Origin of the sequence: Agromyces sp. H17E-10 (assembly GCF_022919715.1) — a bacterium.
Classification (GTDB): domain Bacteria; phylum Actinomycetota; class Actinomycetes; order Actinomycetales; family Microbacteriaceae; genus Agromyces.
On sequence record NZ_CP095042.1, the window covers coordinates 4,169,047 to 4,189,189 of the forward strand.

The 20,143-nt window shown below is 68.9% G+C and carries 17 protein-coding genes and 1 pseudogene; 8 read left to right on the forward strand and 10 right to left on the reverse strand.

The features are described 5' to 3' along the window. Position 1 precedes the first annotated feature (1 nt). From qcrA to MUN74_RS18855, 5 genes and pseudogenes are all read left to right on the forward strand, one after another. On the forward strand, positions 2 to 1,078 hold the full coding sequence (qcrA, locus tag MUN74_RS18840) for a cytochrome bc1 complex Rieske iron-sulfur subunit (protein ID WP_244854133.1): 1,077 nt from the start codon (positions 2 to 4) through the stop codon (positions 1,076 to 1,078). Then, complete coding sequence (gene qcrB / locus MUN74_RS18845; RefSeq protein ID WP_244854134.1) at positions 1,075 to 2,682, forward strand: cytochrome bc1 complex cytochrome b subunit; 1,608 nt, start codon at positions 1,075 to 1,077, stop codon at positions 2,680 to 2,682. The genes qcrA and qcrB overlap by 4 nt, the downstream gene beginning before the upstream one ends. Positions 2,683 to 2,713: 31 nt before the next feature. Next, positions 2,714 to 2,797 (forward strand): annotated as a pseudogene (locus tag MUN74_RS19340) (hypothetical protein); the annotation flags it as partial. 69 nt (positions 2,798 to 2,866) lie between these two features. Then, positions 2,867 to 3,577: a methyltransferase domain-containing protein gene (locus MUN74_RS18850; RefSeq protein ID WP_244854135.1), complete on the forward strand. Its 711-nt coding sequence runs from the start codon at positions 2,867 to 2,869 to the stop codon at positions 3,575 to 3,577. 34 nt (positions 3,578 to 3,611) lie between these two features. Next, positions 3,612 to 4,277: an SAM-dependent methyltransferase gene (locus tag MUN74_RS18855; RefSeq protein WP_244854137.1), complete on the forward strand. Its 666-nt coding sequence runs from the start codon at positions 3,612 to 3,614 to the stop codon at positions 4,275 to 4,277. A gap of 60 nt (positions 4,278 to 4,337) precedes the next feature. Here MUN74_RS18855 and MUN74_RS18860 read toward each other — a convergent pair whose 3' ends face one another. From MUN74_RS18860 to MUN74_RS18880, 5 genes are all read right to left on the reverse strand, one after another. Beyond that, positions 4,338 to 4,754 (reverse strand): cytochrome c oxidase subunit 4, encoded by a 417-nt coding sequence (locus MUN74_RS18860; protein WP_244854138.1) that lies wholly within the window; start codon positions 4,752 to 4,754, stop codon positions 4,338 to 4,340. Next, positions 4,754 to 6,490 (reverse strand): aa3-type cytochrome oxidase subunit I, encoded by a 1,737-nt coding sequence (ctaD, locus tag MUN74_RS18865; RefSeq protein WP_244854139.1) that lies wholly within the window; start codon positions 6,488 to 6,490, stop codon positions 4,754 to 4,756. The genes MUN74_RS18860 and ctaD overlap by 1 nt, the downstream gene beginning before the upstream one ends. Beyond that, entirely contained in the window at positions 6,487 to 7,389 is a 903-nt protein-coding gene (gene ctaC, locus MUN74_RS18870; protein ID WP_244854140.1) for an aa3-type cytochrome oxidase subunit II, read from the reverse strand. The genes ctaD and ctaC overlap by 4 nt, the downstream gene beginning before the upstream one ends. A gap of 199 nt (positions 7,390 to 7,588) precedes the next feature. Continuing rightward, on the reverse strand, positions 7,589 to 7,939 hold the full coding sequence (erpA, locus tag MUN74_RS18875) for an iron-sulfur cluster insertion protein ErpA (RefSeq protein WP_244854142.1): 351 nt from the start codon (positions 7,937 to 7,939) through the stop codon (positions 7,589 to 7,591). An 81-nt stretch (positions 7,940 to 8,020) separates the two neighbouring features. Beyond that, on the reverse strand, positions 8,021 to 9,463 hold the full coding sequence (locus MUN74_RS18880; RefSeq protein WP_244854143.1) for a dipeptidase: 1,443 nt from the start codon (positions 9,461 to 9,463) through the stop codon (positions 8,021 to 8,023). 38 nt (positions 9,464 to 9,501) lie between these two features. Between MUN74_RS18880 and MUN74_RS18885 the strand changes: the two genes are divergently transcribed. Further along, positions 9,502 to 10,089 carry a DUF3043 domain-containing protein gene (locus MUN74_RS18885; protein WP_244854144.1) on the forward strand — a complete coding sequence of 196 codons (588 nt, stop codon included), beginning with the start codon at positions 9,502 to 9,504 and terminating at the stop codon, positions 10,087 to 10,089. A 65-nt stretch (positions 10,090 to 10,154) separates the two neighbouring features. On the opposite strand, the gene MUN74_RS18890 is transcribed toward MUN74_RS18885, so the two are convergent. Beyond that, positions 10,155 to 11,300: an alkaline phosphatase family protein gene (locus tag MUN74_RS18890; protein ID WP_244854145.1), complete on the reverse strand. Its 1,146-nt coding sequence runs from the start codon at positions 11,298 to 11,300 to the stop codon at positions 10,155 to 10,157. Positions 11,301 to 11,375: 75 nt separating this feature from the next. Between MUN74_RS18890 and MUN74_RS18895 the strand changes: the two genes are divergently transcribed. Next, the gene (locus MUN74_RS18895; protein ID WP_244854146.1) at positions 11,376 to 13,850 is read left to right on the forward strand and encodes a DNA gyrase/topoisomerase IV subunit A; all 2,475 of its coding nucleotides are present in this window, start codon (positions 11,376 to 11,378) and stop codon (positions 13,848 to 13,850) included. Between the two features lie 134 nt (positions 13,851 to 13,984). Here the strand turns inward: MUN74_RS18895 and MUN74_RS18900 are convergent, their stop codons facing one another. After that, entirely contained in the window at positions 13,985 to 16,063 is a 2,079-nt protein-coding gene (locus tag MUN74_RS18900) for a DNA gyrase/topoisomerase IV subunit B (RefSeq protein WP_244854147.1), read from the reverse strand. A gap of 143 nt (positions 16,064 to 16,206) precedes the next feature. Between MUN74_RS18900 and MUN74_RS18905 the strand changes: the two genes are divergently transcribed. Next, complete coding sequence (locus MUN74_RS18905) at positions 16,207 to 16,440, forward strand: DUF7455 domain-containing protein (RefSeq protein ID WP_244854148.1); 234 nt, start codon at positions 16,207 to 16,209, stop codon at positions 16,438 to 16,440. A gap of 113 nt (positions 16,441 to 16,553) precedes the next feature. Here the strand turns inward: MUN74_RS18905 and MUN74_RS18910 are convergent, their stop codons facing one another. From MUN74_RS18910 to MUN74_RS18920, 3 genes are read right to left on the reverse strand one after another with little or no spacing between them, the layout of a single operon-like run. Further along, the gene (locus tag MUN74_RS18910; RefSeq protein WP_244854150.1) at positions 16,554 to 17,291 is read right to left on the reverse strand and encodes a type 1 glutamine amidotransferase; all 738 of its coding nucleotides are present in this window, start codon (positions 17,289 to 17,291) and stop codon (positions 16,554 to 16,556) included. Beyond that, a complete protein-coding gene (locus MUN74_RS18915) occupies positions 17,288 to 18,559 on the reverse strand; it encodes a Mur ligase family protein (protein ID WP_244854151.1) in 1,272 nt (423 codons plus the stop codon). Before MUN74_RS18915 ends, MUN74_RS18910 begins: the two co-directional genes overlap by 4 nt. Positions 18,560 to 18,566: 7 nt before the next feature. Further along, complete coding sequence (locus MUN74_RS18920) at positions 18,567 to 19,892, reverse strand: RNA polymerase sigma factor (RefSeq protein WP_244854152.1); 1,326 nt, start codon at positions 19,890 to 19,892, stop codon at positions 18,567 to 18,569. Between the last annotated feature and the right edge of the window lie 251 nt (positions 19,893 to 20,143).

Sequence of the window (20,143 nt, forward strand, 5' to 3'; positions counted from 1 at the left end):
CATGGCACAGGACGACCACAGCGGCGCGGAAGTCGCCGCTGCCGACTCGTCGCACGCCGCGCACGATTCGAACGTCTCGCACGGCACCGCGGTGATCGCGGCCGACACGTTCGAGAACCCCGGCTTCCCGCCGCACCGCCCCCGCGTGACCGACGAGGACCCCAAGCGCGAGAAGCGCGCCCAGCGCACCGTCTACACGCTGTTCTACCTGTCGATCCTCGGCAGCGTCTGGGCGATCGCCGCGTACATGCTCTTCCCGATCGAGTCGAACGACGTCGGCATGGTCCGACTGAACAACATGTTCTTCGGACTCGGCGCGACCCTGGCCCTGCTCGGGATCGGCTTCGGTGCCGTGCACTGGGCCAAGGCGCTCATGGCCGACGTCGAGCTCGCCGACGAGCGCCACCCCATCGGCGGTACGCCCGAGACGCAGGCGGCGGCCGCCAAGGTGTTCGCCGACGCCGACCAGGAGTCCGGCTTCACCCGCCGCGCGGTCGTCCGCAACAGCCTCATCGGCGCCCTGCTCGTCTTCCCGCTGCCGGCGATCGTGCTGTTCCGCGGCTTCGCGCCCCAGGACCAGAACCCCATCGAGCTGCTGAGCCACACGATGTGGCAGAAGGGCAGCCGCCTCACGCTCGATCCGTCGGGCACGCCCATCAAGGCGGCCGACGTGACGATCGGCAGCGCGTTCCACGTCATCCCCGAGGGCCTCGCCGAGCTCGAGCACGGCAAGCTCGAAGAGAAGGCGAAGGCTGCGGTCCTGCTCATGCGTCTCAACCCGGCCGAGCTCAACGAGCTTCCCGAGCGCAAGGACTGGTCGTACGACGGCATCGTCGCCTACTCGAAGATCTGCACGCACGTCGGCTGCCCCGTCGCGCTGTACGAGCAGCACACGCACCACCTGCTGTGCCCGTGCCACCAGTCGCAGTTCGACGTCACGAACCACTGCGAGGTCATCTTCGGCCCGGCCAAGCGTCCGCTGCCGCAGCTGCCGATCACCGTCGACGACGAGGGCTACCTCGTCGCGCAGAGCGACTTCACCGAACCCGTCGGCCCGAGCTTCTGGGAGCGCCATTGAGCACCGCACCGTCCGCCACCGCGCCGCAGAAGCGGTCGTTCACCGCGGCAGCCTCCGTCTACGTCAACGAGCGAACGAGCATCGCCGGCTTCGTCAAGGAGCTCGGTCGCAAGGCGTTCCCCGACCATTGGTCGTTCCTGCTCGGTGAGGTCGCGCTCTTCGCGTTCGTGGTCGTGCTCATCTCCGGCACGTTCCTGACCTTCTTCTTCCAGGCCTCCATGGCCGAGGTGCACTACGACGGATCGTACGTGCCGCTCAAGGGCGTCGAGATGTCGGTCGCCATGGCCTCGTCGCTCGACATCTCGTTCGACATCCGCGGCGGACTCTTCGTGCGCCAGATGCACCACTGGGCGGCACTGCTGTTCGTGGCTGCGATCGGCCTGCACATGCTGCGCATCTTCTTCACGGGTGCGTTCCGCAAGCCCCGTGAGCTCAACTGGGTGATCGGCTTCACGCTCTTCGTCCTCGCGATGGCCGAGGGCTTCACGGGATATTCGCTCCCCGACGACCTCCTCTCGGGCAACGGCCTCGCGATCATCAACGGCATGGTCAAGGGCATCCCGGTCGTCGGCACCTGGACCTCGTTCCTGCTGTTCGGCGGCGAGTTCCCGGGCACCGCGATCGTCGGCCGCCTCTACACGCTGCACATCCTGCTGCTTCCCGCGCTCGTCGTCGCCCTCGTCGCACTCCACCTCGTCTTCGTGGTCGTACACAAGCACACGCAGTACGCCGGACCGGGCAAGACGCAGCAGAACGCGGTTGGTCCGCCCATCCTCCCCATCTACGCGGCGAAGGCCGGCGGGTTCTTCTTCATCATCTTCGGTGTGCTCGCGCTCATCGCCTCCATGTTCACGATCAACCCGATCTGGAACTACGGCCCGTACGACCCCTCCCCCGTCTCCGCCGGCACCCAGCCCGACTGGTACATCGGATTCGCGGACGGCGCCCTGCGTCTCATCCCGCCGGGCTGGGAGTTCGTCTGGCTCGACCGCACGTGGTCGTTCAACATCCTCGTGCCGCTCATCGGCATCGGTGTGTTCCTGGTCCTCGTCCTCCTATACCCGTTCATCGAGGCGTGGGTGAAGGGCGACCAGCGCGAGCACCACATCGCCGACCGTCCCCGCAACGCCCCGACCCGCACCGCGATCGGCGCCGCCGGCGTGACGTTCTACGCGGGCCTCTGGGCGGCTGCGAGCTCCGACATCCTCGCGACCCACTTCTCGCTGACCATGGAGGGCGTCATCCACGCGCTCCAGGCCGTCGTGATCATCGGGCCGTTCATCGCCTACTTCATCACGAAGCGCGTCTGCATCGCGCTCCAGAAGAAGGACCGCGAGATCGTCCTGCACGGTTACGAGTCGGGTCGCATCGTGAAGCTGCCCGGCGGTGAGTTCATCGAGGTGCACCAGCCGCTCGACGAGTACGACCGGTGGAAGCTCGTGAGCTTCGAGAGCTACGAGCCGCTCATGATCCGCCCGAACGCTCGCGGCAAGATCACGTTCGGCCAGCGCGTGCGCGCCTCGCTGTCGCGCTGGTTCTTCGAAGACCGCATCGCACCGGTCTCGAAGGGCGAACTCGAGTCCGGCCACGACGGCCACCACTGACTCGCTGACTGACGGATTCGGGCACCGAGCCATGTCGATCGATTCGACGTGGCTTCGGTGCCCGAACTGTTTCCAGGACCTCTCCCCCATCACCGATCGCACCTTCGGATGCGAATCCGGCCATCGGTTCGACCGATCGAAGTACGGCTTCCTCACGCTGCTTCCACCGAAGGCGCCGAAGACCATGGGCGACGACCGCAGCATGCTCGACGCTCGCGCCGCCTTGCTCGGCAGCGGAGCCTATCGTCCGATCTCAGATGCGCTCGTCGACGCCGCCGGTCGCATCCTCGGGTCGGGCGTCGATCCGAGCCTGCGGGTCGCCGACCTCGGCTGCGGCACCGGCCATTACTCGGCCGAACTCGCTCGTGCGATTCCGGGTCTGCGGCTCCTGCTCGCCGATCGCTCACCTGACGCCGTTCGGGTGAGCCTCCGTGCGATCCCCGGGTCGACGGGCGTGGTCGTCGACATCTGGCGTCCCCTCCCCCTCCGCTCGTCGACCGCCGACCTGGTGCTCAACGTGTTCGCGCCGAGGAACGGGCCCGAGTTCGCGCGGATCCTCCGCCCAGGCGGTCGGCTTTTCGTGGTCGTTCCCACTGAACGCCATCTTCTCGAGCTCCGCGATGCGGGTCTCATGCTCGACGTGCCACCCGGAAAGTCGGAGCGGGTCGCCGCCCAGCTCGCCGCCGACGGTTTCGTTCCCGGCGCGATCCGGCGCATCGAGTACGAGCTCACCGCCGATCGTGCGACACGCGGGCTGCTCGCAGGCATGGGTCCGTCAGCCCATCATGCGGGAGCCGGCTCGGCTGCCGAGCCGGATGCGTCGTCGACGACGGTGACGGTGTCCGTCGAGCTCCTCGAACTCGAGCGTTCGGCAACTGACGCAGAACCCGAGTGATGCGTCGGTCGCCCGCAGGGTCGATACTTGCAGCATGGACGACTGCTGCTCGGCCGCCGCGGACGGCGCCGACAGGTATGAGCCCGTCTTCACCGGGCGCTTCGCCGAGCGCATCGCACGGCGCTACGCGAAAGACGGCCTGACCCTGCCCGAGCAGGGCATCGTCTCCTACCTTGCGGATGAGGTCGGCATCGACGGCGCGACCGTGCTCGAGATCGGGGGCGGCATCGGCGAGATCCAGATCGAGTTGATCAGACGCGGCGCCGCCGCATCGGTGAACCTCGAACTCTCGCGTGCGTACGAGACCGTGGCCGCGCGAGTGGCCGCCGAGGCCGGTACGGCGCACGCGATGAGCCGGCGCACGGGCATCGACCTGGCCCTGCATCCGCACGCGGTCGAGCAGGCCGACGTCGTGATCCTCCATCGAGTGGTCTGCTGCTACCCCGATGCGACGCGACTGCTCGAAGCGGCTGCCGGGCGCGCGAAGCGGGCCGTCGTCTTCACGCACCCGCCTCGCGATCTGCTCACGCGCTTCGCCGCGGCATCCGGGAATCTCCTCATGCGGCTGCAGCGCAAGACGTACCGGGGCTACGTCCATTCACCCGAGGCGATGGTCGCCGTGCTCGAGCACCGGGGGTTCAAGGCCGAACACCACCAGCGGGCAGGCTCCTGGCGCGTCGTCGGCGCCGTTCACGACTGAGCCCCCTCACACGACGAAGCCCCGGACACGAGGTCCGGGGCTTCGAGGTGGAGCCGGCGATCAGCGAGCGAAGTTGCCGCGGTAGTACTCGTAGACCCAGCCGACGAGGCTGATGACGCCGATGCCGACTGCGATGAAGGAGATCCAGAAGCCCACTGCGAGTCCGAGGAACAGCAGCGCGGCCGCGCCGGCCAGCATGATCGGCCACCAGCTCCACGGGCTGAAGAAGCCGAGCTCGGCGTCGCCGTCGTCGATGTTGGCGTCGAGCCGGTCCTCGGGCAGCTCAGCGCCCTGGGCGCTGTGCACGCGACCGAGGTAGAACGCGATGAACGCCGCGAGGATCGCGCTGAGCGTGATCGCGATCGATCCGGCCCACTCGGGCTGGCCGTACTCGAGGGTGGTCCAGGTCCAGTAGACCCCGGCCATGATCAAGAAGAAGACCGAGAGGATCCAGAACAGGATGACGTTGGCGCGCATTACTTGATCTCCTCCGTGGCCGCGTCGTACGTCGGCGCCTCAGGGGCGTCCTTCGCCGGGCCGATGCCGACGGGGATGCCGGCCTCGGGGTGGTTGAGGTCGAACGCCGGACGCTCCGAGCGGATGCGCGGGATCGACGTGAAGTTGTGGCGCGGCGGCGGGCAGCTGGTCGCCCACTCGAGCGAGCCGCCGTAGCCCCACGGGTCGTTGACCGTGACCTTGGGTGCGCGGCGAGCCGTGATGTACACGTTCAGGAAGAACGGAATCAGCGAGATCGCCAGGATGCCGGCGCCGATCGTCGACAGCTGGTTCATCCACGTCACGTTGTCTTCGGGGAGGTACGAGAAGTACCGGCGAGGCATGCCGACGACACCGATCCAGTGCTGGATGAGGAACGTCGTGTGGAAGCCGATGAAGAGCAGCCAGAAGTGCCACTTGCCGAGCGTCTCGTTGAGCATCTTGCCGGTCCACTTGGGCCACCAGAAGTAGAAGCCGGCGAACATCGCGAACACGACGGTGCCGAACACCACGTAGTGGAAGTGCGCGACGACGAAGTACGTGTCGGACACGTGGAAGTCGAGCGGCGGCGACGCCAGGATGACGCCCGTGAGACCACCGAAGACGAACGTGATGAGGAAGCCGAGCGACCAGATCAGCGGCGTCTCGAACGTGATCGATCCGCGCCACATCGTGCCGATCCAGTTGAAGATCTTCACGCCCGTTGGCACCGCGATGAGCATCGTCATGAGGGCGAAGAACGGCAGCAGCACCGAGCCGGTGACGTACATGTGGTGGGCCCACACCGTGACCGAGAGCGCAGCGATCGCGATCGTCGCGTAGATGAGGGTCTTGTAGCCGAAGATCGGCTTGCGGCTGAACACCGGGAAGATCTCCGACACGATGCCGAAGAACGGCAGGGCGATGATGTAGACCTCGGGGTGTCCGAAGAACCAGAACAGGTGCTGCCACAGGATGACGCCGCCGTTGGCGGGGTCGTACACGTGGGCGTCGAACACACGGTCGGCGCCGGCGGCGAGCAGGGCGGCCGCGAGCACCGGGAACGCCATCAGGATGAGGATCGAGGTGACGAGCGTGTTCCAGGTGAAGATCGGCATGCGGAACATCGTCATGCCCGGGGCGCGCATCGTGATGATCGTCGTGATGAAGTTCACCGCGCCGAGGATCGTGCCGAAGCCCGAGAGGCCGAGGCCGAGCATCCAGAGGTTGCCGCCGACACCCGGCGAGAACGTCGTCGAGGCGAGCGGCTGGTAGGCGAACCAACCGAACGAGGCGGCGCCCTGCGGCGTCAGGAAGCCCGCGACCGCCATGAGCGAACCGAAGTTGAACAGCCAGTAGGCGAATGCGTTCAGCCGCGGGAACGCGACGTCGGGCGCGCCGATCTGCAGCGGCATGAGCACGTTGGCGAACCCGGCGAACAGCGGCGTCGCGAACATGAGCAGCATGATCGTGCCGTGCATGGTGAACAGCTGGTTGTACTGCTCACGCGTCTGCAGCAGCTCGAGGCCGGGCTCGAAGAGCTGGGCGCGGATGATCAGCGCCATCACGCCGCCGATGCAGAAGTAGATGAACGAGGTGATCAGGTACATGTACCCGATGACCTTGTGGTCGGTGGAGGTGATCCACTTGACCAGGATGTTGCCCTTGCGCTCGACCTTGGAGGTGCCGAACGGCAAGCTGCTCGACTGCGGCCGAGCCGGTGCGGTCGTGGTGCTCATTCGGCTTCTCGCTCTTCCTTCAGGTCGGGTGCGCCTGCGCCGGGCAGGTTCTGGTTGCGGTCGTACTCGTTCGACAGCTGGCCTTCCTGGCCGGCGTCGCGGAGCGACTGGATGTAGTCGTCGTACTCGGCCTGCGAGACGACCTTGACGTTGAAGAGCATGAGCGAGTGGTACTCGCCGCAGAGCTCGGCGCACTTGCCGGCGTACGTGCCCTCGCGCTCGGGGACGAACGACATGTAGTTCGTCTTGCCCGGGTACATGTCCTTCTTGTAGAGGAAGTCGACGACCCAGAACGAGTGGATCACGTCGCGCGACTCGAGTTCGATCTCGACGTTCGCACCGACGGGCAGGTACAGGGTCGGCAGCTCGGACTGCACGAGCGAGCCCTTCGGGCCCTCTTCATCGAGCTGGCCCTGGATGCCGGGCGAGTAGACGTCTTCCTTCACGTAGTTGAAGTCCCAGGCCCACTGCTTCGCGATGACCTCGACCTGCACGTCGACGTCGTCGGCGGCGAAGCGCTGCTCGATCTGCTGCTGGTCACGCGCGGTGAACGCGAAGAATCCCAGCACGAGGATGAGCGGGACGATCGTGTAGAAGACCTCGATCGGCATGTTGTAGCGCAGCTGGACGGGCAGCCCGGTCTGGCCCTTGCGACGGCGGTACGCGATGACGGCCCAGATCGTCAGACCCCACGTGAGGATGCCGACGATGAGGAGCACGATCCACGACGTGACCCACAGGCCGGAGACGGTCTCGGTGTGATTCGTGACCGGTGCTTCGCCCTCGACGAAGCCGGGCAGGAAGCCGTTGAGCTGCGCCTGCGTGCACCCGGCGAGCACGAGGCTGAGAGACGCTGCGATCGGGATTGCAGCCCATCGGAGACGGCGATTGTGGCGCACCGGTGACCTTTCGGGAGACTCGAAGGCGCTTCACAGTGAAGCGCGGTGATCGATGCCTAGCCTACTCCGACTCGGCACCCGAGGTGTGCACCGACGGCCCATGTCGGGCGCGCCGCCGCGCAGAATCATCCGTCGATCAGCCTGAATACGCAAAAGGGGGCCGCAGATGCGGCCCCCTTTCAGGAAGTTGCGGTAGCGCTCAGTGGAACGAGTCGCCGCACGCGCAGCTGCCCTGCGCGTTCGGGTTGTCGATCGTGAACCCCTGCTTCTGGATCGTGTCCTCGAAGTCGATCGCCGCACCGTCGAGGTAGGGCACGCTCATCTTGTCGACCACGACCTCGACGCCGTCGAAGTCGACGACGGCGTCGCCGTCGAGGAGTCGCTCGTCGAAGTAGAGCTGGTAGATGAGACCCGAGCAGCCGCCGGGCTGCACGGCCACACGCAGACGGAGGTCGTCGCGGCCCTCCTGCGCGAGCAGGCTGCGCACCTTGTCGGCGGCGGGGTCGCTCAGCTTCACGCCGTGCGTGGTCTCGGTGATCGTGTCGCTCATGTCTCTCCTCGATGCGTCAGGAACGCGGATTCCTCACTCCATGGTAGCCGCCGTGAGCGGCACGACGGCTGTGAGTCGTCATCATTCCGCGAAGCGGCCGTCGAGCCGCGCGAGGAACAACGCCTCGGCGAGCACCGAGCGACGGAACACGCCGAGGTGCAGCGACTCGTTGGGGCTGTGCGCCCGCGAGTCGGGGTCCTCGACGCCGGTCACGAGGATCTGCGCGGACGGGAACTCGTCCACGAGCTCGGCGATGAACGGGATCGACCCGCCGACGCCCATCTCGACGGGTTCACGGCCCCAGGCCTCGGCCATCGCGGCACGAGTCTCGGCCACCGCCCAGCCACTCGTGTCGACGAGGAACGGCTGGCCCGTGTCGACGTCGTCGAAGGTCAGCTTCGCGCCGAATGGCGCGTTCGCCTCGAGATGTGCGCGGATCGCCTCGTAGGCCTCTCGAGCGTCCTGACCGGGGGCCACGCGCGCGCTCACGCGCACCTTCACACCGGGGACGAGGGTGTTCGACGCGTTCGCGATGTCGGGTGCGTCGATCCCGGTGATCGTGATCGACGGCTTCGCCCAGATCCGGGAGAGGATCGAGTCGCGCCCGACCGGCTCGACGCCGTCGAGCAGGCCGGTCTCCGCGCGCAGCTGGGCCTCGTCGTACGCGGGGGTCTCGAACGCGGCCGAGGTGAGGCCGTCGACCGCCACGGCGCCGTCGCCGTCCCAGAGCGTGTCGAGCAGCCGGATCGCCGCGAACATGGCGTCGGGGACGGCACCGCCGAACATGCCCGAGTGCGACGCGTGGCCGAGCGTGTCGATCCGCAGGTTGAACGCGACCGCGCCGCGCAGCGCCACGGTGATCGCCGGGGTCTCGAGGTCCCAGTTGCCGGAGTCGGCCACGATGATCGCGTCGGCGGCGAGCAGCTCGCGGTGTTCGCGCAGGAAGTTGCCGAACGACTGCGAGAGGTACTCCTCCTCCCCCTCGATGAACACGGCGATGCCGAGGTCGAGGTCGTCGCCGAGCACCTCGGTCAGTGCGCGGATCGAGGCGACGTGCGCCATGATGCCGGCCTTGTCGTCGGCGGCACCGCGGCCGTAGAGGCGGTCGCCGCGGAGGGTCGGCTCGAACGGCGCGGACTCCCAGTCCTCGTCGCGGCCGGGCGGCTGCACGTCGTGGTGCGCGTAGAGCAGCACGGTCGGGCGGCCGTTGCGGGCCGCGCGATGCGCGATCACCGCGGGCGCACCCAGCTGCGGGTCGGCCTCGCCTTCGGCGCCGGCGACTGGCGCGCGCCGCACGTCGACGAGGTCGAACACGCCGAGTCCGCGCACGAGCTCGGCGACGGCCTCGGCACTCGCCTGCACGTTCGCCGGATCGAACGCCGGCCACGACACCGAGGGGATCTTCACGAGGCGGGTGAGCTCGGCGATCGTCGTCGGAAAACCCGCCTCGACGGCTGCCCGCAGTTCGTCGGCCTTCGGGGTGGTTGCCGCGGCGGCGGCCTCGGTGGGAAGAGAGTCGGTCATGCCGGTAATCTTAAGGGGAACCGATTCGAGGGATCCCCGTGGCAAAGCACCCCAACAGCACCGATCAGCCGAGCGCCGAGACGCTCGAAGAGACCCAGGCACGCCTGAAGCAGGGTGGCAAGGGTGCCCCCACTCCGAAGCGCGCCGACCGCGAGGCCGCGAACAAGCGGCCCCTCGTGCCGAACGACCGCAAAGAGGCGGCGAAGCAGGCGCGGGTGCAGGCGGCCGACGCCCGCGAGAAGGCCCGCATCGGCATGGCGATGGGTGACGAGAAGTACCTCCCCGCCCGCGACCGCGGCCCGCAGAAGAAGTACGTGCGCGACTACGTCGACGCGCGCTTCAGCGTCGGCGAGGTGCTCATCCCCGTCATGTTCGCCGTGATCGTGCTCACCTTCATCCCGAGCGCGCAGGTCCAGGCCTCGAGCATCATGCTGCTCTGGGCGTTCTTCCTCATCGCGCTGGTCGACGTGATCATCCTGGGCTTCACCCTGCAGCGGAAGCTCACGGCGAAGTTCGGTGCCGGAAAGGTCGAGAAGGTGCGCTGGTACGCGGCGATGCGTGCGCTCCAGCTGCGTGCGCTCCGGCTCCCGAAGCCGCAGGTCAAGCGTCGCCAGTACCCGTCCTGAACCGTTGCACCCTCGGGTGCGCGCACGAGCCCGGCCGAGGATGCCTCGAGCCGGGCTTCGTCGTCTCAGTCGCGTGCGAACGCACCGAGCCGGATGAGCGGGACCCGCGTCTCCTCGTCGGTGAGTGAGCCGTGCTGGCCGATCATGCGTTCCGCCTTCCGGTCGGCCAGCCGCCCGTCGTAGTAGGCGACGCCTGCGCGAGCCGCCACGATCAGGTCACCGATGCGCGGCACGACCTCGGGCGACACCTCGCCGAAGAGGCCGGCCGCGATCGCCTCCTCGCGCGTCGCGACCCACGCACGCGACGACTCGGCCTCGCGCCAGCGATCTACGAGCGACACCCGGCCGGCCGCGTCGAGGTCGGGCTCGACGTAGAGCTGCAGACCGCGCGGCTCGCCGCCGATGTGCCGCACCCCGTCGACGAGTTCGGGCCGACGGTCCACGAGCACGTGCCGGTGGGCCGGCACGTCGACCACGCCGTGGTCGGCGGTGACGAGCACACCCGTCCCGCGCGGCATCCGCCGTTCGAACGACGCCGTCTCGGCGTCGAGCTGTTCGAGCAGGCACAGCCAGCGGTCGGACTCCCAACCGTGCGCGTGCGCGGCCTGATCGAGCTCGGGTACGTAGAGGTAGACGAGGGCCGGGCCGGCGGCGAGCACGTCGAGCGCCGCCTCGAACCGGTCGGCGATGCTCGCTCCCGGCACGTAGCGCGCGCCGCGCAGCACGGCGCGGGTGAATCCCGAGTCGACGTGCTTCGGCCCCCCGATCGCGACGGCGTCGACGCCCTGCTCTCCCGCGGCCTCGAAGACGGTCGACCGGAGCTGCCACTCGTCGGGTCGCATCCGGTCGTCCCAGCCGTTCAGCTGGTTGACGAGCCGGTCGTGGGCGGCGTCGAGCGTGCGGTAACCGACGAGGCCGTGCTCGCCGGGCGAGGCACCCGTCGTCAGGCTCGCGAGCGCGGCGGCGGTCGTCGACGGGAAGACGGTGCGGGCGACGTCGCGTTTCGCGAACCGCGAGGCGAGGAACCGGGCATGGCCGGCGCGGCTGCGGAGGTTCGCCGCGCCGAGCCCGTCGACCAGCACGACGACCGCGCCGCCGGCCGAAGGCAGACCGAGCGGGTTCTGCGTCCCGCCGATGCTCGCGAGGCAACTGCCGAGCACGTCGGTGAGGCGCGGGGTCGTGTCGGCGGGCACCGGTAGCATGGCAGACATCGCGCCCAGTCTGGCACAGGCCGGGCGCGCCCCCGTTCCACCGCGTGCCAGGCACGCACGGCACAGAGAACACGGATGACCCGAGCGAAATCGCAGCCCGCCGACGAACCGATCGTCGAGCGCATCGAAGACGTCGACGTCGCCACCGAGATGCAGGGCTCGTTCCTCGAGTACGCGTATTCGGTGATCTACTCGCGCGCGCTTCCCGACGCCCGTGACGGGCTCAAGCCCGTGCAACGTCGCATCATCTACCAGATGACCGAGATGGGCCTCCGGCCCGACAAGGGCCACGTGAAGTCGGCTCGTGTCGTCGGCGAGGTGATGGGCAAGCTGCACCCGCACGGCGACACGGCGATCTACGACGCCCTCGTCCGCATGGCGCAGCCGTTCACCCTGCGGGTGCCGCTCGTCGACGGCCACGGCAACTTCGGCTCGCTCGACGACGGGCCGGCCGCGCCGCGCTACACGGAGGCGCGTCTCGCCTCCCCGGCGCTCGCGATGGCCGAGGGCCTCGACGAGGACGTCGTCGACTTCGTGCCGAACTACGACAACCAGCTCACGCAGCCCGAGGTGCTGCCGAGCGCCTACCCGAACCTCCTCGTCAACGGTGCGAGCGGCATCGCGGTCGGCATGGCCACGAACATGGCTCCGCACAACCTCATCGAGGTCGTCGGGGCGGCGCGCCACCTCATCGCGCACCCGAACGCGACCCTCGACGAGCTCATGGAGTTCGTGCCCGGCCCCGACCTGCCGACGGGCGGCACGATCGTCGGCCTCTCCGGCATCAAAGACGCGTACGCGACCGGTCGCGGCAGCTTCAAGACGCGGGCGAAGGTGTCGGTCGAACAGCTCACGGCGCGCAAGACCGGACTCGTCGTCACCGAGCTCCCCTACCTCGTCGGACCCGAGAAGGTCATCGAGAAGATCAAGGACGGCGTCAACGCCAAGAAGATCAACGGCATCTCCGACGTCACCGACCTGACCGACCGCGCGAACGGCCTGCGCCTCGTCATCGGCATCAAGACGGGCTTCAGCCCCGACGCCGTGCTCGAGCAGCTCTACCGGCTCACGCCGCTCGAGGACTCGTTCAACATCAACAACGTCGCGCTCGTCGACGGCGGGCCGCAGACGCTCGGGCTGCGCGAACTGCTGCAGGTCTACGTGGGCCACCGCATCGCGGTGGTCACCCGCCGGTCAGAGTACCGGCTGGCCCGTCGGCGAGAGCGCCTCCACCTCGTCGACGGACTGCTCATCGCGATCCTCGACATCGACGAGGTCATCCAGGTCATCCGCTCGAGCGACGACACGGCCGCGGCCCGCACCCGCCTCATGGAGGTCTTCGACCTCAGCCAGGTGCAGGCGGAGTACATCCTCGAGCTGCAGCTGCGCCGGCTGACGAAGTTCTCGCGCATCGAGCTCGAGGCCGAGCGCGACCGCCTTCGAGCCGAGATCGAGGAGCTCGAGGCCCTGCTCGCGAGCCGCCACCGCATCGAGGCGCTCGTCTCCGACGAGCTCGCCGAGGTCGCAGAGCGGTTCGGCACCCCGCGCCGCACCCTCCTCACCGACGCGCGGCCGTCGATCGCCGGTGCCGCCGCCAAGCGCGCCGCCGCCGTGCTCGAGGTGGCCGACGTGCCGTGCCGGGTGTTCCTCTCCGCGACAGGTCGCATCGCCCGCGTCGACCTGCCCGACGGCCCCGAGGGCGCACCCACGATCACCCCGCCGGCGCGCCGCAGCAAGCACGACGCGATCCGGTCGTCGCTGGACACCACGAGCCGCGCCGAGATCGGTGCGGTCACGAACCTCGGCCGACTCATCCGGTTCACCCCGGTCGACCTGCCGATGCTCCCGCCCACGTCCGTGCAGCTCGGCGCCGGGGTCAAGATCGGCGACTACCTCGCACTGCCGAACCGCGACGAGCGGGTGCTCGCGATCGTGTCGCTCGACGGCGACCGCTCGATCGCGCTCGGCACGAAGCTCGGCGTCGTGAAGCGCGTCGCGACGGGCGCCTATCCGAACAAGCCCGAGTTCGAGGTGATCGGGCTCAAGGCCGGCGACGAGGTCGTCGGGGCCGTGCAGGGCGACGAGACCGACGAGCTCGTCTTCGTCGCGTCCGATGCGCAGCTCCTCCGCTTCCCGGCCGCCTCGGTGCGACCGCAGGGTTGCCCCGCCGGGGGCATGGCGGGCATCAACCTCGGCGGCGGCGCGCACGTGATCCACTTCACGAGCATCCCGGCGGCGGTCGCCGACGAGACCGTCGTCGTCACGGTCGCCGCCTCGAGCGACACGCTGCTCGGCACCGACCCCGGCAGCGCGAAGGTCAGCGAGTTCGCCGAGTTCCCGGCGAAGGGTCGTGCGACTGGCGGCGTGCGCGCGCAGCGGTTCCTGAAGGGCGAGGACGCGCTGCATCTCGCCTGGGTCGGTCCCACTCCGCCGCTCGCCGTCGGCGCAGACGGCTCGGCCCGCGAGCTGCCCGACGCCGGGGCGAAGCGGGATGCCTCCGGGCAGGCGCTCGGTGCCGTCGTCGCCGCCGTCGGTCGACGAGTCGGCTGAGGTCCGCTTCGACCATTCGTACGCGATGAAGGCCGCCCCGAACGGGGCGGCCTTCATCGTTCGTCGGAGCAGTCGTCGCGACGCCGGACTCCTGGGCGCCGCGGTCGGCCCCGAGCGTGCGGCGGTTCAGGCGTTCAGGCGTCGATGCGGTCGCGCTCGAGCGCGTCGGAGCTCTCGATGATGAACTCCTTGCGGGGAGCCACGTCGTTGCCCATGAGGAGCTCGAACACCCGCCCGGCGTTCTCCGCGTCACCGATGCCGACGCGGCGCAGGGTGCGGTGGCGACGGTCCATCGTCGTCGTCGCGAGCTGGTCGGCGTCCATCTCGCCGAGGCCCTTGTATCGCTGGATCGGGTCCTGGTACCGCTTCTTCTGCTTGTCGAGTCCGGCGAGCACCGCCGCGAGCTCGGCCTCGGAGTAGGTGTAGATCGTCTCGTTCGGCTTCGATCCGGGGTTCATGACGACGACCCGGTGCAACGGAGGTACGGCTGCGAACACGCGGCCTTCCTCGATCATCGGCCGCATGTAACGGAAGAACAGGGTGAGCAGGAGGGTGCGGATGTGTGCGCCGTCGACGTCGGCATCGGCCATCAGGATGACCTTGCCGTAGCGGGCCTGGGCGAGGTCGAAGCTGCGACCGGAGCCCGCACCGATCACCTGGATGATCGACGCGCACTCGGCATTGCCGAGCATGTCGGCCACGCTCGCCTTCTGCACGTTGAGGATCTTGCCGCGGATCGGCAACAGCGCCTGGTGCTCGCTGTCGCGCGCGAGCTTCGCCGTGCCGAGCGCCGAGTCGCCCTCCACGATGAACAGTTCGGAGTGCGCGACGTCGTTCGACCGGCAGTCGACGAGCTTCGCCGGCAGCGACGAGCTCTCGAGTGCGTTCTTGCGACGCTGCGTCTCTTTATGGGCTCGCGCGGAGATGCGCGACTTCATCTCGGCGACGACCTTGTCGAGCAGGAGCGCGGACTGCGTCTTGTCGTCGCGCTTGGTCGACGCGAACCGCTCCTTCAGCTCCTTCGTGAGCACGTTCGTGACGATGCTTCGCACGGCCGGTGTGCCGAGCACCTCTTTCGTCTGGCCCTCGAACTGCGGCTCGGGGAGGCGCACCGTGATGACCGCGGTGAGCCCGGCGAGCACGTCGTCCTTCTCGAGCTTGTCGTTGCCGGCCTTGAGCCGGCGCGCGTTCTGCTCGACCTGCTGGCGGAGGAACTTCAGGAGGCCCTGGTCGAAGCCGGCCTGGTGCGTGCCGCCCTTGGGCGTCGCGATGATGTTGACGAACGACCGCACGACCGTGTCGTACCCGGTGCCCCACCGCAGGGCGATGTCGACCTCGCACTCGCGCGAGAGCTCGGTCGGCACCATCGCGCCCGAGTCGCTCAGCACGGGCACGGTCTCGGTGAAGTTCCCGGTGCCCGTGAGCCGCCAGATGTCGGTGATCGGCGAGTCGGGCGAGAGGTGCTCGACGAACTCGGAGATGCCGCCGTCGAACTGGAACGACGTCGTGTGCGGCGTCTCGCCCCGTTCGTCGGTCACGTCGATCGCGAGTCCGGGCACGAGGAATGCGGTCTGGCGGGCGCGCCCGATGAGGTCGTCGGTCTGGAACTCGGCGCCCTTCGTGAAGATCTGCCGATCGGCCCAGTAGCGGATGCGGGTGCCGGTGACGCCCTTCTTGACCTTGCCGACGACGCGCAGCTCGCTGCGCTCCTCGAAGGGGGTGAACGGGGCGTCGGGCGACGGCACCCCGTCGTCGGCGAAGATGCCCGGCTCGCCGCGGTGGAACGACATCGCATAGGTCTTTCCGTCGCGGTCGACCTCGACGTCGAGCCGCTCGCTGAGCGCGTTCACGACGGAGGCGCCGACGCCGTGCAGACCGCCGGACGCCGCGTACGAGCCGGTTCCGAACTTGCCGCCGGCGTGGAGCTTCGTGAAGACGACCTCGACGCCCGTGAGACCGGTCTTCGGCTCGACGTCGACGGGGATGCCGCGGGCTCGGTCTCGCACCTCGACACTGCCGTCGGGGTGCAGCAGCACCGCGATCTCGGTGCCGTGACCCCCGAGCGCCTCGTCGACCGAGTTGTCGATGATCTCCCACAGGCAGTGCATGAGGCCTCGGGAATCGGTCGAGCCGATGTACATGCCGGGGCGCTTGCGCACCGCCTCGAGTCCTTCGAGGACGGAGAGATGGCGGGCGGAATAGTCGGAGCTCACGTCGACCAAGCCTAGTGAGCGCGACCGACACCGGCGTGCAGGCGCTACGCGCTGAGCGAAATGCCCGGCGGAACGGAAGTCTCGGGCTCTCGAGCGTGTTTTCATTGATGAACGGACAGAGCATGAGCGACGGAGGAGGAGCCATGACCCAGTACACCGAGACCACCGGTGCGGTCGAAGCCGAGACCCCTTACGAGCTCACGGCGCTCGACCGCTGCGACGCGTGCGGCGCCCAGGCGTACATCCGCGTCGTCGTCGCGAGCGGCGAGCTGCTGTTCTGCGCGCACCACGGCCGCAAGCACCAGGAGAAGCTCTCGCAGATCGCGCATTCGTGGCACGACGAGAGCGACCGTCTCCTCGTCGACGACGGTCGCTGAGACTCGTCGCACGCCGCACCGACGGCGGCCGCCCAGAGCAACGGAAACGCCCCGGCATCGCCGGGGCGTTTCGCGTACGACACCTCACCCGTCGTGAGTGGCCGTGCCGGGTTTCAACGGGCGGACGCCTCGACCCCGGCCGCGCGCGACTGCGCGTCGCGCGCGGCCGACGCGTAGGCGTCGACCTCGGCGGCGCGACCGCCCGGCGTGTAGCCGAGCCCGGCCCGCTCGGCCATGACGCCGATCAGGTGGTCAGCGAAGGCCGGGTTCTTGGCGAGGACGGGCCCGTGCAGGTGGGTGCCGTAGACCGACCCCATGACCACGCCCTCCTGGCCGGAGTCGCGACCGTTGCCGACGCCGGCCAGCACTCGCCCGAGTGGGGAGCCCTCTGCGCCGCGGTAGTCGCGGGCGTGGTTCTCGAAGCCCACGAGCGTGCCGAACGCGGACGAGCGCACCACGAGGTCACCCGTGACGCGGGCTGTGCGGGGCACTGCGCGGCCGGGCAGGATGCCGAGGCCCTCGATGCTGCGCCCGTCGCCGGTCTCGACCCCCCAGCTCAGCAGCTCCCAGCCGGTGCCGACGGCGAGGATGGGCACGCCCTCCGTGCCCCACCGGCGGAGTTCGTCGTGCAGGGCGAGCAGGCGCGAGCGGCTCTCCTCGAGCGAGGCGTCGCTGCCCGAGCCGAGCACGACCGCGTCGACGCGATCGGGCAGCCGGTCGGCGTCGTCGACGGCGATCACCTCGGCGTCGAGGCCGGCCCACGCCGCCCGCATCGCGAGCACCTGGGCGTTCTGCGCGTCGCCGTTGGTGTTCTGCAGGGCCGGCAGCAACGAGACGATCGTGAGGCTCATTCGGTACCCGTCAATCCGAGGTGTGCACGCGTGCGCCGCATCGAGTCGGCCGAGAAGACGATCGTCTTCACTCCCGAGGTGGGAGCCGGTGCAGCGAGGAAGTCGTCGAGCGCGCGACCGAGGTCGGGTTCGACCCGGTCGATCTCGACGCCGTCGTAGGCGAGCATGAGCGCCGCCTCGCCGGCCTTCGAACCGCTCACGATCGCGACCCGACCGAGCGACGAGGCATCCGCCGGCCAGAAATAGGAGGGATCGCGCACGTCGGAGCCGATCGCGAACAGGATGTCGCTCGTGCCGGGTTCGATGCTGTCGACGTTGAGCTGGTAGCTCGCGGGATTCTGGATGAGGACGAACTCGACGTCCTGACCGCGCACGCTCAACCGCTCGCCGCGACCGAACACGGCCGGGATCGCGGTGAGCGCCGCAGCTGCGGTCTCCGCCGAGAAGCGCTCGCCGAGGACGGCCTTCGCGGTCGAGTACGCGGCCGCCGCATCGACGGCGTAGTGCGTGCCGCGCGCCGGCAGTCCGGCCTCGACCCGCAACCCGTCGTCGAGGAGCACGACCTCGCGGCCGTTCACCGCCTCGATCACGACGCCGACGGCCGGGTCGAGGCGATCGGTCGACGTCTCGGTGTAGCCGAGGCCGCGGGGCGACGCATCGAGCACCGCCTGCGAGACCCCGTAGCGCCGCACCGCGACGCCGGGGCGAACCTTCGCGGCGAGCCGCTCGAGGTAGGCGTCGTCGGCGTTCACGACCACCGACTCCCCCGCCCGCGCGGCGATGCGCTCGAGCATGCCGGCGACCATCTCGGAGTCGTGGAAGCGGTCGATCTGGTCGACCATGACGTTGGTGAGGCAGACGACACGGGCGTCGACACCCTGCATGACGAGGGCGCCATGTCCTTCGTCCATCTCGAGCACGGCGACGTCACCGGGCACTCGTCCGCGCCAGTCGGCCTGCTCGAGCAGCGCCGAGGTCAGCCCCTGGCTGATGTTCGCGGTCGACGGGTTCGTGAAGACGTCGACGCCGTGCTCGCGCAGGATGGCGACGAGCATCTTCGTGGTCGTCGACTTTCCCGCCGAACCCGACACCACGACGAGCCCCTGCGGGAAGCCCGACAGGGTGCGCTTCAGGTAGTTCGGCGCGATGCGGTTGACGACGAGCCCGGGAACCGCAGAACCGCCGCCCGGCTTGCGCAGCCGGGCGGCGAATCTGGTGAGTCTGCCGACGAGGATCGCCGGCCCATAACGCAGGGATCCAGCGCGCACCGGCGGCCTACTCGAGGTAGTCGCGCAGCGACTGCGACCGCGACGGGTGGCGGAGCTTCGCCATCGTCTTCGACTCGATCTGGCGGATGCGCTCGCGCGTGACGCCGAACGTGTCGCCGATCTGGTCGAGGGTCTTCGGCATGCCGTCGCCGAGGCCGAAGCGCATGCGGATCACGCCCGCCTCGCGTTCGCTCAGCGAGTCGAGCAGCGACTCGAGCTGCTTCTGCAGCATCGTGAAGCCCACGGCGTCGGCCGGAACGACCGCCTCGGTGTCCTCGATGAGGTCGCCGAACTCGCTGTCGCCGTCCTCGCCGAGCGGGGTGTGCAGCGAGATCGGCTCGCGGCCGTACTTCTGCACCTCGATGACCTTCTCGGGGGTCATGTCGAGCTCGCGGCTCAGCTCCTCAGGGGTGGGCTCGCGGCCCAGGTCCTGCAGCATCTGGCGCTGCACGCGGGCCAGCTTGTTGATGACCTCGACCATGTGCACCGGGATGCGGATGGTGCGGGCCTGGTCGGCCATCGCGCGCGTGATCGCCTGGCGGATCCACCACGTCGCGTAGGTCGAGAACTTGAAGCCCTTCGTGTAGTCGAACTTCTCGACCGCACGGATGAGGCCGAGGTTGCCCTCCTGGATGAGGTCGAGGAACTGCATTCCGCGACCCGTGTAGCGCTTGGCGAGCGAGACCACGAGACGGAGGTTCGCACCGAGCAGGTGGCTCTTGGCGCGCTGGCCGTCCTTCGCGACCCACTGCAGCTCGCGGCCGAGCTGCGAGCGCTTCTCGGTGTCGCTCATCGCCGACAGCTTCTCTTCTGCGAACAGGCCCGCCTCGATGCGCATCGCGAGCTCGACCTCTTCGGCCGCGTTCAGGAGCGCGACCTTGCCGATCTGCTTCAGATAGTCCTTGACGGGGTCGGCCGTCGCACCGGTGATGGTGGACGAGTAGACCGGAACCTCGTCTTCGTCGTCGGAGGCACGAAGCACGAGCGCGCCCGTCGGGTGCGGTTCGACGGCGACGGTCTTCGCGTCGTCGTCATCGTCGGATGCTCCGTCGCCGGCCTCGCCTGCGTCGTCGGTGTCGACCGCCTCGAGCTCGGCGGGGTCGACCTCGCCCTCATCTTCTTCGTCGTCGTCGGCGGCCTTGCCCTTCGCCTTGGTACGGGGCTTGGCGGCGCTCTTCGCCGTGCTCGTGCGCGGCGTCTTGGACGCCGTCGTCGACTTCGCCGCCGCCTTCGCGGCCGGCGCCTTCGTCGCGGTCGACTTCGCGGCGGTCTGGCGCTTCGCGGCCGGCTTCTCGGCCTCGGCCGCCTCGGCCTTCGCCTTCGTCGTTGCCATACGTATGAACCTCTCCTACCGTCGCGCGGCGTGTGCCCTCTCGGAAGGCGCGGCTCGTGCAGTCGGTCCGGTCGTTTTCGGACACTATGAGGACCCATGTCAAGTCCGCGTGATCGGTACGACGACCGTCGTACCCGCGAACCCGAACGGGTCCTGCCTTAATTATACAGACCCTTGACCGCTGACGCGCACACCGAACACCCCGCCGCTCATCAAGTGACAACACCGACGAACGATCGGTCATTCCCCGG